The following is a 10,157-nucleotide window of genomic DNA, read 5'->3' on the forward strand; positions in this document are numbered from 1 at the left end:
CGGTGATGCTGCCAACCGGTCCGCTCTGCTACCGCTGCCGCCGCGACATCGCCTACCACCCGGCCGTCTGCCCTGAGTGCTTCGAGCTGCGCCCAATCGCCTACCCGTCGTTGACGATCTGCAACGTGCTGGTCTGCGCATGCTGCGCGAACGAAGAGTCCGTGTTCGCCTGCTCCGAGTGCGAACGAGAAGACCACCCCTACGAGGCAAGCCGCTGTCGCTTCGAGTGGGCTGGTACTCCCGGGGTGGGCATATCGAAGTATGAAAGCGAGAGGCGAAGGTTCTTCTGCGAACTGTATCCGCCCATGCGGCCGACGGAGTGGCTGATGATGCCGGCGGGGAGTCGTCTCCAGGCGACGTCCCCGTTCGGCTTGGAGCCGATGTCGATGGCGTTCTTCAAGCACGCGGGAATGGTGCGGTTGTTCTCCGGGGTGACGAAGAGGACGCCGTCGGAGGCTTTGATCGCGCCCCGGAAGCTCGTGTACTCGGGAGGGGTGGGCTTGTCGGTGACCTCCGGGTCGTCGTAGTCGAAGTCGTAGAGCGGGAGATCTCGGATCTCGACTATGCGGACGCCGTAGTCGTCAGGGAAGTAGTCGATGATGTTGCGCGCGATCTTGCGGGCGTAGGAGCCTCGTCTGAGGCTGCCGATGAGGATGGAGATGTTCTTCGTCACGGGAGTCTTTCGTCTGTTCGAATCTGTGCAGGGGCGTGGCAGGTCATGCTCAGAAGTCCCAGTCGGCGTCGCTAGTGTCTTCGCCTTTGCCGATGATGTAGGACGATCCGGAGCCGGAGAAGAAGTCGTGGTTCTCGTCGGCGCCGGGTGCGAGGGCAGCGAGGATTTCCGGATTCACCTCGGTCTCTTCCGGTGCGAACCGTGCCGGGTAGCCGAGGTTCATGAGTGCCTTGTTGGCGTTGTACCGGACGAACACGGCGACATCGTCCATGAGTCCGAGTGGTTCATAGAGTTCGCCGGAGTAGTGGAGTTCGAGTTCGTAGAGCTCTTCCAAGAGCGCGTAGGTGAACTCGCGCATGTCGGCCTGCTCCCGCCGCGTGTGGGTTTCGAGTCCGCGCTGGTACTTGTAGCCGGAGTAGTAGCCATGCACGGCCTTGTCGCGCAAAATAAGTCGGATCATGTCGGCGGTGTTGGTGAGGGTGGCGTGCACGGAGAAGTGCAGCGGCAGGTAGAACCCGGCGTAGAGCAGCAGGGACGACAGCAGCGTAGAGGAGACCTTGCGTTTGAGCGGGTCGTCGCCGAAGTAGTGGACGAGTACCTTTTTGCAGCGTTCCTGGAGTAGGTCGTTGCTGACGGCCCACCGGTAGGCGTCGTCGATCTCTGGCGTCGAGGTGAGCGTGGAGAACACCGAGGAGTAAGAGCGGGCGTGGACGGACTGCATGAAGGCGATGTTGGTGTAGACGGCTTCCTCGTGCTCGGTGCGGGCGTCTTGGATCTGGCAGATTTCTCCGACGGTGGCCTGCACCGTGTCGAGCATGGTGAGCCCGGTGAAAACGCGCATGGTGAGGGTGCGTTCCTCCTCGGAGAGCTTCTGCCAGGCGGGGAGGTCGTTGGAGAGAGGAACCTTCTCGGGGAGCCAGAAGTTCGCGGTGAGCCGGTTCCATACCTCCAGGTCCTTGTCGTCACCGACACGGTTCCAGTTGATGGGTCGCAGGCGGGCCGCGGGATCGTGCCTGTATCCCGGTGGCGTGACGGAGCTCTCGCCGAGAGTGCGGTTGGGGTCAATGAGAGTCATGGTGCTTCTTTCAGACGGCTTGCGTGGGAGGGGTCAGAGCGCGCAGGAGACGCAGTTCTCAATCTCGGTGCCTTCCAGCGCTGGCTGTCGCAGCCGGACGTAGTAGAGGGTCTTGATCCCGGCCCGCCAGGCGTAGATCTGAGCCTTGTTGATGTCGCGGGTGGTGGCGGTGTCGCGGAAGAACAGCGTCAGCGACAGCCCCTGGTCGACGTGGCGGGTGGCGGCGGCGTAGGTGTCGATGATCTTCTCGTAGCCGATCTCGTACGCGTCCTGGTAGAACTCGAGGTTTTCGCCTGTCATGTGTGGGGCCGGGTAGTAGACGCGGCCGAGCTTGCCTTCCTTGCGGATCTCGATCTTCGCCGCGATCGGGTGGATCGACGCGGTCGAGTTGTTCACGTAGGAGATGGAACCGGTCGGGGGGATGGCCTGGAGGTAGGCGTTGTAGATCCCGTGCTCTCTGACGGAGGCACGCAGGGCCTCCCAGTCCCGGCGCGTGGGGATCGCTACGCCTGCGGCCGCGAACAGTTCACGGACCCGCGCGGTGGCGGGTTGCCAGTCGCGCTGCGTGTACTTGTCGAAGTAGCTCCCGTCGGCGTAGGAGGATGAATCGAACCCGTCGAAGGTTTGGCCGCGCTCTATGGCGAGTCGATTGGAGGCGCGGATCGCGTGGTAGGTGACGGTGAGGAAGTAGATGTCGGTAAAGTCGATTCCTTCTTCTGAGCCGTAGTGGATGTGCTGGGAGGCAAGGTAGCCGTGCAGGTTCATCTGCCCCAGCCCGATCGCACGCGAGGCGTCGTTCCCGGCAGCGACCGAGGGAACCGCATCCACGTCGGTCTGATCCGACACGCTGGTGAGTGCCCGAACCGCCGTCTCGACGGTGGCACCGAAGTCGGGTGACGCCATCGCCTGGGCGATGTTGAGCGAGCCGAGGTTACAGGAGATGTCGCGTCCGACCTCCTGGTAGCCGATCGCCGCGTCATAGCGGGAGGGGGTGTTGACCTGGAGGATCTCGCTGCACAGGTTCGACATGTTGATGTGCCCCGCGAGCGGGTTGGCACGGTTGACGGTGTCCTCGAAGAGGACGTACGGGTAGCCGGACTCGAACTGCAGCTCGGCGAGGGCCTTGAAGAACTCGCGGGCGCTGATCGTGGTCTTGCGGATGCGGGGGTTGGCGACCAGATCGTCGTAGTGGTCGTTCACCGACAGGTCCGACAAGGCTGTCCCGTACTCGCGCTGCACGTCGTAGGGGCTGAACAGGTGCATGTCCCGGTTCTCCTTCGCGAGTTGGAAGGTCACGTCCGGGATGACGACGCCGAGGGAGAGTGTCTTGATGCGGATCTTCTCGTCCGCGTTCTCCCGCTTCGTGTCGAGGAACCGCAGGATGTCCGGGTGGTGGGCGTGCAGGTAGACGGCACCCGCACCCTGGCGCGCGCCGAGCTGGTTGGCATAGGAGAACGAGTCCTCCAGGATCTTCATCACCGGGACCACGCCGGAGGCCTGGTTCTGGATCTTCTTGATCGGAGCCCCGGTCTCGCGCAGGTTTGTCAGCAGCAGAGCAACACCCCCGCCACGCTTGGACAGTTGCAGTGCCGAGTTGACGCTGCGGCCGATGGACTCCAGGTTGTCCTCCAACCGCAGCAGGAAGCACGAGACCAGCTCACCTCGCTGAGCCTTGCCTGCGTTGAGGAACGTGGGTGTTGCGGGCTGGAATCGGCCGGACATCATCTCGTCCACCAACCGGGCCGCCAGCGCCTCGTCGCCTTGCCCGAGGAAGAGGGCGGTGGCGACGACCCGCTCGGAGAAGTCTTCCAGGTAGGTGGTGCCGTCGAAGGTCTTCAGCGCGTAGGAGGTGAAGAACTTGAATGCGCCCAGGAACGTCTGGAAGCGGTGCCCGGCTGCCTCGGCGTGCTCATGCAGGGCGATCAGGAACTCACGCGGGTAAGCGCCGAGGAATGCCTGCTCGTAGTAGTCGTTCGCGACCAACCACTCCAGCCGTTCCCACACCGTGCCGAACTGCTTCGTGTTGGGCGCGACGTGCTGACGCAGATACTCCTCGGCGGCTTCGCGATCCTTATCGAACTGGATCGACCCATCGGGGGCGAACAAGTTCAACTGCGCGTTCAGGGCGTGGTAGTCCTTCCTCGCGCCGATTCCGGTGCGCGCGGGGGCTTCTGGGTTGATGATGGTCATGCGGTCTTCCTCTCGGTGGATGCTTGATCGTCTGATGCCTGGTCCCAGAAGCGGGTCAGGCCGGCGTTGACGAGTTCGATGTCGCGCTGGGTGCCCAATAGCTCGAAGCGGTACAGCTCAGGCACCTCACACTTCGCGGAGATGATGGGGCCGGCGCTGCAGTAGTGCTCGCCGAAGTTCGTGTTGCCCGCAGTGATCACCCCGCGGATCAACGCGCGGTTGACCGGGTCGTTCAGGAAGCCGATCACCTGCTTGGGTACCGCGCCGGAGCGTGCCCCGCCGCCGTAGGTCGGCACCACCAGGACGAAGGGCCGGGAGACACGGATCAGCCCTTCTCTGCGCGGGCGCAGCGGGATACGCACGGCCGGCCGGTCCAGATGTTCCACGAATCGTCGGGTGTTCTCCGACACGCTGGAGAAGAACACCAGATCCGGCGACTGGGCGACCGGCAGCTCGCGCACCGGAAGCGCGTCTTGGGGTGATCTCGCCGGAGTCTGCACAGCGATCCCTCCTCACTCACTGGCCGGCCGTGCAATGACGCCAACCACTACATGTTGTGCTCGACTCCTGTTTGGAGCGGCTTATCTAGTAATAACATCCATGTGATCTTCTTGTCTACGACACGCCCACGTGTTGAACTACGGAAGGCCGAACATAGGATGTTGGGCATGCAGCAGTTCGCTGCGAGATGGGAGTGCGCGGTGACAGCGGAGACCTCACGGGAGGGCACCTGGTTGGAGTCGATCGGCCTGTTCCAGCAGGCGCGGGCGGGAGATCATCAGGCTGCGATGCGGCTGCTGGAAACCTCAGCGGACCCGGCCGCGGCAGTGCATGGCCTGTTGCGGATGCTGGTGGTGTTCCTGCGGGGCGAGGAGTCCGACAAGCTTGAACGGTTCGTAGATGCGTCACTGCGCGCTGGCGCGCCGCCTCTAGCCTCGCCGGTTCCTGGTCAGACCTTGCGGCATGCGGAGGGGTTGGCGCATCGGTTGCGAGGTGAGGTCCGTTTGACGAACCCGATGCGGGTTCTGCTTGCCGCCCAACTCCCGATCCTTGCCACTGCCGTAAGTGACGGGATGCCCGATGTCGGACCGAAGCGCTCGCTGCTGGTGTGGGACGAGCGCACGCTGATCTACAACGAGAACACCGCGGGGCAGCACTTGGCGAACATCCGCGCCGGCTCGGCCGCGGTGGTCGCCGTGATCGACCGCTACCGCTTCGTCGGAACGCCCGGGGGTCCATGAAGGGGGCGACGTGTTCGATGCGGCGGTCGAGTTCGCAGCCGAACATGGCATGAAACCGCCTGCCGCTGCGGTTCTGATCCACCTCCGCGAGATCCATTCGCTCGCACCCACTGCAGGAACGAGGATCGCATGAGCGCCATTGGCAGTGTCTTGGACGACGCGTGGCTGACGAATTCTGCAATTCGCGAGTTCGTCCAGGAGTGGGCGGCGATGACCACCCCAGGTCGAGCAGAGGTCGTCGGTGCCACCGACGACCAACGGCTCATCGCGGAGGCGTTGGACGCCGGCGAACTACTCCGAGCGGGCGAAGGTCGCTACTACGCGAGGTCGCACGTCAAGGACAGCGCACCCTCGTCGTCAGCAGCCGCGAGTCCGATCGCGGCGTCTACAACAACTGGCCTCCCGCTGAAGACGTCTCAGCCACCCTCCGTGATCGGATGCGCGGTGACCCGGCAGGGACAGGGATCATTGACCGCCCACTCAGCAGCGTCGCTGCACCCGTCACCGTACGGGTGACCGGCGTCGATGACCACGATCCCGACGTTCTCGAACGCTTCTATGTGCTCGGACTCATCCCTCGGGCTACGGTGCAGAGCACAGGTCTCGCTCACGCCACCGGCGTCATAACCCTGACCACGCCATGTGGCTCAGGGAGCATCGGACTGGGCAGCGCCGAACACATCTCAGCTATCGTCGCTCCCGCAATGAACGAGTTCTGACCCTACGACACCGGTGTCACCCATACGGCATCGGTCGCTGACCGGCCCAACGGCAACGGCGTCCCACCTTCCTCGGTCACCACTTCAATAGTGTCTGAATACGGAGCAGCTGGCCGCGTCTCCAGCACGGTCTCGTAGCCGATGCCGTGATCGGCAAAGAACTGCAGCAACTGCGAGTCCTCGTCCGAGATCCGCTCCACACGAACCCGTCGGCCCGACCCCAATCCCGTCAACAACACGGCATCAGGCCTGCTGACCGTACCGTCCGCGCCGGGGATCGGATCGCCATGCGGATCGCGGTCAGGATGCCCAAGATACTCAGCGATCCGGTCGATCATGAAGTCCGACACCGCATGCTCCAGCGTCTCCGCCTCATCGTGCACCTGATCCCAGCGGTATTCAAGCACCTTCACTAGGAAAGCCTCGATGAGTCGATGTCGACGCACCATCGCCACCGCATGCGCCCTCCCCGCCTCGGTTAAGGTAACCGCACCATACGGAGCATGCTCCAACAAGCCCTGCTCAGACAGCTTCCTGATCGCATCCGACGCTGTCGACAGCTTCACGCCCGTCCTCGCGGCCACCGTCGACGCTGTCACAGGCTCATCAGACCACTCCCCAAGGCTCCACACCGCCTTGAGATAGTTCTGGCTACTCGCGGAAAGGGCTGAAACCGTCACCCAACGAGAGTACCAAACATCCAAATACGATGCGCCGAACTTGCGGCCCGCTCCGTCGATTCCTTGACCCCTCAGAGCCTGGCAGCCGTGAGCGGCCGAGAGCCCGACATTTCCTCCACACGTCTGGCACTACGAGCGCGGAGAGCATACGAGCCTTTTGTGCCCGAGGCGTGACCTCTATCCTTGCGCCGCCGATGGGCTGTGGATAACCCTCCGGTGAGAGTCCTCGCGCGGTGGAATGGAAAGCGTGGGCAAACCCTGGTGGAAGGAGCCCCGTGATGGCAACACGAGTCCGTTCTCAGGCCGAGATCGACCGTATCAAGATCGCCGCGAACGCGGCCCAGCAGATGGCTGGAGCCGATGAAGCCCCCGAGGACATCGCTCTGCGCGAGCGGGTCCTACGAGGTGAACGCACCGCCGGTGAGGCCATCGAGGCGCGGCTGGCCGAGCTGAAAGCACAGTACGGCGCCCCGGCCGATAAGCACCGTATGGCCGTCCAGGACCCGTATGCATACCCGGGCACTGATGTCCTGATCAACATCCCTGGGTTCACCGACCCGGAAGGCTGGAAGAAAGCCGAGACTGCGGTCCAGGCGTTGGAGCATGATCCCCGGCCTCATAACCCGCACCGTCACGGGCCAGCACGAGAACTGTAGCCCTGAAGACTTCGATGAGGGCCTCTGAGATACTAGGAGGGCAGAAAGGAGGCGATGGTCGTGGTGTTCCAAGGCGAAGTGTTACCGGTGGGCGCACTGCTGGATGCTGCCCGCACAACTCCTGCCGCTGCTCCGAACCCGAGTGTGGGGGTGCGTCACACCGCCGCGCAGAACGCGGCAGCCTGCCGCACCATGATCGCCGCCGGGGAGTCTCTTGATGCGTGCTGGCGATTCGGAATCCTCCAAACCCTGGACGACTACACTTCCGTGCTGCGACGCGGCGGCCCCGAGCTTGCCGCCGAGGTCTTCACCGACGAACCGCCCCACACCGGCGCGGTTGAGGTCGATGCCGCGTTCGCAGCGCTGGCTGCCTACCTCGCTGAGCGTGACGGCTGGACCACACCCGCCTGGGCACTGGACCCCACCCGTCGCACCGACGCCTGGTACCCGGCTGTTCCGGTGATCTTCCGCACCGAGGCTGACCGAGAAAGCCCCGAGGCCTTCCGGCAGCGCGGGATTCTCATCACCTCCCGTTCCCTGGCCAGAGCATGACCACAGTCGGACAGCTCGATGCCAACGGGGTACGTGCCCTGTTCCACGAGCTGTCCGACCGGCTCACCGAAGCAGGAGTCACCGCCCAACTCTTCGTCGTCGGCGGGGCCGCGATGGCCCTGGCCTACGACGCCGAACGGCTCACCCGTGACGTGGACGCCCTATTCGTCCCCGCCCCCGAAGTACGGCAGATCGCCGAAGAAATGAGTAGCGCCCACGGGCTGGAACCGGACTGGCTCAACGACGCCGCCAAAGGGTTCATGCCCGGTGAGGACGACCAGCCCCGCACCGTGTTCGAGTCCGAATCCCTACTGGTACAGGTGCCCTCCCCGGGATACCTGCTAGCCATGAAACTTCACGCCTCCCGCGACGAACGTGACCTCGACGACGCCGCAGTACTGTTCAACCGGGTCGGCTACACCACCGCACAGGAATGTATCGACCTACTCACCGACACCTACCCGGCCGGGCAACTCTTACCCCGCCACCGGTACCTCGCTGAAGAAGTCGCCACCCGCGCACACGCCCAGCGAGAGGCCCCAACGACCAGCACCGAGAAGCCCAGGAGGAAACCACCGGCCCTCGATCCCTTCAGCGACCCCTGGCGAAACCGCTCACGGCCACCTACTGACGGGCCGGGACGCAGCCTCTAACCAGAACACTCCCGACAGCCCGAAGACCCGAGATAGACTCACAACCGCAGAAGCACGCCGATCAAGACGCAACTACTTTTGCGCCCCTACAGCGTCACCCATCCGGTACCCGTAAGGAGCCCGGCCCCCGTGCCATCTGCCATCGATAGCCTGCTGCTTCGACGCCCTCGCGACACGCCGAGCGGTGTCCGCTGAGGATTTGTTGGCCATCGCCACCAGCACTCGGGCCCTGGCAATATCCGAATCGTTATCCAGGCGCAGACTTCCGGTAGTGGAGAGCACCCGGAAGCCGTAGAGCAGCTTGGCGTCAATCAGGTCTTCCAGATCGCGGGGGTCACGCACGGCCCGATCGAGGTCATAAGCAATCATCGCCCCCGCCCCACCACGAGCCAGGAACGACAACAACGCTCGGAACCGGGGACGAACCACCCGGCGGACCTTCTCACCAGTGGGCAGGGTGATGGTGCGCTGCTTGAACGCCGAAGTGTCGTTCTCCCTGAACACCTCCACCACCGAGTAGCCCTGGGCCTCGGCATAGGCGCGGCAATCAGCCTCCTGCTGCTCCACGCCCTTCTCCAACCCCTCGGGATCATCACTGATACGCACATAAAGCACCGCCCGCCCGGGGGCAGGCTCTATGCTCGGCGTCGGCGCGGTGGTGCGGCCTGTTGTTGCGGTGGTCATCGCGGGTACCTCTTTCGTCTCTATAAGACGCAGGTACGTTTACGACCCCACGGGACGCCGTGCGTTCGCAAAGGTATGCACGTCTTGATCGGCATGGTTTCATGCAGTTGTTTCTCCCGGCGTTGGCGGTCTCACGACGATGACTGGCAGGGCGCTCAGTATCGTCCCTCTACCGAGAATCGACCTATGAAGGCGGCGGCGTTGAGTCCATGATCGTTCAAGAGGCTGGTGACACGAGCGGGATCACGGAAGGCATCATTCGAAGCCAGCCCTGTAGCGAAGGACGCTAGTGCTTCCTTTAGGCGTGCAAGCCGCTCCGTGGTGATAACCCGGCAGCCCGGCGGTATCGCAGCGCGCGAATCGAACCTCTCCTCCGGGTGGATCAGCACGGGTTCCGCTGTGCTGTTCGGATATTGCTCCCGGAACCAGTCCATCGCTTGGGAGAGCTGCCCGGCCCACCTCTTGTAGACAGGGTGCCCTGCATCCGCGTCGCTCTTCGCCTCAATGACATAGAAACTCCCGTCACTGAGGGCCCATAAGCTATCGGGTCCGGGCTTAGGAAGTTGCTCTGGCCGCTGTCCTACGTGCCCAATGTGATCGGCAAGATCACGCACCGCCTGCTCAAACTGGTCCGTCCGAGGTCCCCAATCTAGGTCTTGCGCCAGGGCGTTGAACCCGAGTAGTAATTCGTTCCCTGAGGCGTACCTAGCTTGCAGCCAGGATGATGCCTGCTCACCCTGCGGGCGGCTGGCCGCGTTCAATTTCTCGTACTGCACACCTACAAGAGGTCGAAGTAATTGCATGTTCGCGCGGTTGGCCGCCTTTTGGATCTGTTGCGCTTGCGAGGGATCGAAAAAGTTGGTGTAGGTCGCGAGTCGCTGTCGCTGCAGTGCCTGTGTCGCTTGGTCATCCGTGATGCCATTGACAACTGACTGCTGTTCTCGTGCCGCGGCCACATAGTCGCCACGCATCGAGGCGTATCTGAGTAAATTGACCAGTTGGCGGTTTAATTAGTCCGCATCCATGGTGGTCGG

General features: G+C 63.4%; 12 protein-coding genes and 1 pseudogene. 5 read left to right on the forward strand and 8 right to left on the reverse strand.

Annotation, left to right across the window (positions count from 1 at the left end; all coding sequences use genetic code 11):
• Positions 1-199 precede the first annotated feature (199 nt).
• Genes GNZ21_RS11960 through nrdI form a run of 4 tightly spaced genes read right to left on the reverse strand, consistent with a single transcriptional unit; the run spans position 200 to position 4,444 of the window.
• Complete coding sequence (locus GNZ21_RS11960; protein WP_188503850.1) at positions 200-673, reverse strand: NADPH-dependent FMN reductase; 474 nt, start codon at positions 671-673, stop codon at positions 200-202.
• Between the two features lie 49 nt (positions 674-722).
• Complete coding sequence (gene nrdF, locus GNZ21_RS11965; RefSeq protein ID WP_157324655.1) at positions 723-1,748, reverse strand: class 1b ribonucleoside-diphosphate reductase subunit beta; 1,026 nt, start codon at positions 1,746-1,748, stop codon at positions 723-725.
• Positions 1,749-1,781: 33 nt separating this feature from the next.
• Positions 1,782-3,938 carry a class 1b ribonucleoside-diphosphate reductase subunit alpha gene (gene nrdE / locus GNZ21_RS11970; protein ID WP_157324657.1) on the reverse strand — a complete coding sequence of 719 codons (2,157 nt, stop codon included), beginning with the start codon at positions 3,936-3,938 and terminating at the stop codon, positions 1,782-1,784.
• Positions 3,935-4,444, reverse strand: coding sequence for a class Ib ribonucleoside-diphosphate reductase assembly flavoprotein NrdI (nrdI, locus tag GNZ21_RS11975; RefSeq protein ID WP_373868472.1), 510 nt, complete (start codon positions 4,442-4,444; stop codon positions 3,935-3,937). The genes nrdE and nrdI overlap by 4 nt, the downstream gene beginning before the upstream one ends.
• 162 nt (positions 4,445-4,606) lie before the next feature.
• Between nrdI and GNZ21_RS15735 the strand changes: the two genes are divergently transcribed.
• Entirely contained in the window at positions 4,607-5,179 is a 573-nt protein-coding gene (locus tag GNZ21_RS15735; protein ID WP_198346021.1) for a pyridoxamine 5'-phosphate oxidase family protein, read from the forward strand.
• A 200-nt stretch (positions 5,180-5,379) separates the two neighbouring features.
• Positions 5,380-5,577, forward strand: a pseudogene (locus GNZ21_RS16355) (hypothetical protein); the annotation flags it as partial.
• An 18-nt stretch (positions 5,578-5,595) separates the two neighbouring features.
• Here the strand turns inward: GNZ21_RS16355 and GNZ21_RS11985 are convergent.
• Positions 5,596-5,790: a hypothetical protein gene (locus tag GNZ21_RS11985; RefSeq protein WP_157324660.1), complete on the reverse strand. Its 195-nt coding sequence runs from the start codon at positions 5,788-5,790 to the stop codon at positions 5,596-5,598.
• Positions 5,791-5,900: 110 nt separating this feature from the next.
• Complete coding sequence (locus GNZ21_RS11990; RefSeq protein WP_188503852.1) at positions 5,901-6,578, reverse strand: metal-dependent transcriptional regulator; 678 nt, start codon at positions 6,576-6,578, stop codon at positions 5,901-5,903.
• A 278-nt stretch (positions 6,579-6,856) separates the two neighbouring features.
• Between GNZ21_RS11990 and GNZ21_RS11995 the strand changes: the two genes are divergently transcribed.
• Genes GNZ21_RS11995 through GNZ21_RS12005 form a run of 3 tightly spaced genes read left to right on the forward strand, consistent with a single transcriptional unit; the run spans position 6,857 to position 8,439 of the window.
• Positions 6,857-7,234 carry a hypothetical protein gene (locus GNZ21_RS11995; RefSeq protein WP_157324664.1) on the forward strand — a complete coding sequence of 126 codons (378 nt, stop codon included), beginning with the start codon at positions 6,857-6,859 and terminating at the stop codon, positions 7,232-7,234.
• 54 nt (positions 7,235-7,288) lie between these two features.
• Positions 7,289-7,786 carry a hypothetical protein gene (locus GNZ21_RS12000; protein ID WP_157324666.1) on the forward strand — a complete coding sequence of 166 codons (498 nt, stop codon included), beginning with the start codon at positions 7,289-7,291 and terminating at the stop codon, positions 7,784-7,786.
• Positions 7,783-8,439: a DUF6036 family nucleotidyltransferase gene (locus tag GNZ21_RS12005; RefSeq protein WP_188503853.1), complete on the forward strand. Its 657-nt coding sequence runs from the start codon at positions 7,783-7,785 to the stop codon at positions 8,437-8,439. Before GNZ21_RS12000 ends, GNZ21_RS12005 begins: the two co-directional genes overlap by 4 nt.
• Before the next feature lie 72 nt (positions 8,440-8,511).
• On the opposite strand, the gene GNZ21_RS12010 is transcribed toward GNZ21_RS12005, so the two are convergent.
• Positions 8,512-9,123 (reverse strand): recombinase family protein, encoded by a 612-nt coding sequence (locus tag GNZ21_RS12010; RefSeq protein ID WP_229659623.1) that lies wholly within the window; start codon positions 9,121-9,123, stop codon positions 8,512-8,514.
• A gap of 155 nt (positions 9,124-9,278) precedes the next feature.
• The gene (locus tag GNZ21_RS12015) at positions 9,279-10,094 is read right to left on the reverse strand and encodes a hypothetical protein (protein WP_188503854.1); all 816 of its coding nucleotides are present in this window, start codon (positions 10,092-10,094) and stop codon (positions 9,279-9,281) included.
• Between the last annotated feature and the right edge of the window lie 63 nt (positions 10,095-10,157).

This window comes from Nesterenkonia alkaliphila, from assembly GCF_009758175.1.
Classification (GTDB): domain Bacteria; phylum Actinomycetota; class Actinomycetes; order Actinomycetales; family Micrococcaceae; genus Nesterenkonia; species Nesterenkonia alkaliphila.

What these genes read in the sequence shown, in the direction of transcription:
- GNZ21_RS12015 (WP_188503854.1), bottom strand. Translation starts at nt 10,094, where the DNA reads ATGCGTGGCGACTATGTGGCCGCGGCACGAGAACAGCAGTCAGTTGTC.
- GNZ21_RS12010 (WP_229659623.1), bottom strand. Translation starts at nt 9,123, where the DNA reads ATGACCACCGCAACAACAGGCCGCACCACCGCGCCGACGCCGAGCATA.
- nrdE (WP_157324657.1), bottom strand. Translation starts at nt 3,938, where the DNA reads ATGACCATCATCAACCCAGAAGCCCCCGCGCGCACCGGAATCGGCGCG.
- GNZ21_RS11995 (WP_157324664.1), top strand. Translation starts at nt 6,857, where the DNA reads ATGGCAACACGAGTCCGTTCTCAGGCCGAGATCGACCGTATCAAGATC.
- GNZ21_RS12005 (WP_188503853.1), top strand. Translation starts at nt 7,783, where the DNA reads ATGACCACAGTCGGACAGCTCGATGCCAACGGGGTACGTGCCCTGTTC.
- GNZ21_RS12000 (WP_157324666.1), top strand. Translation starts at nt 7,289, where the DNA reads ATGGTCGTGGTGTTCCAAGGCGAAGTGTTACCGGTGGGCGCACTGCTG.
- nrdF (WP_157324655.1), bottom strand. Translation starts at nt 1,748, where the DNA reads ATGACTCTCATTGACCCCAACCGCACTCTCGGCGAGAGCTCCGTCACG.
- GNZ21_RS15735 (WP_198346021.1), top strand. Translation starts at nt 4,607, where the DNA reads ATGCAGCAGTTCGCTGCGAGATGGGAGTGCGCGGTGACAGCGGAGACC.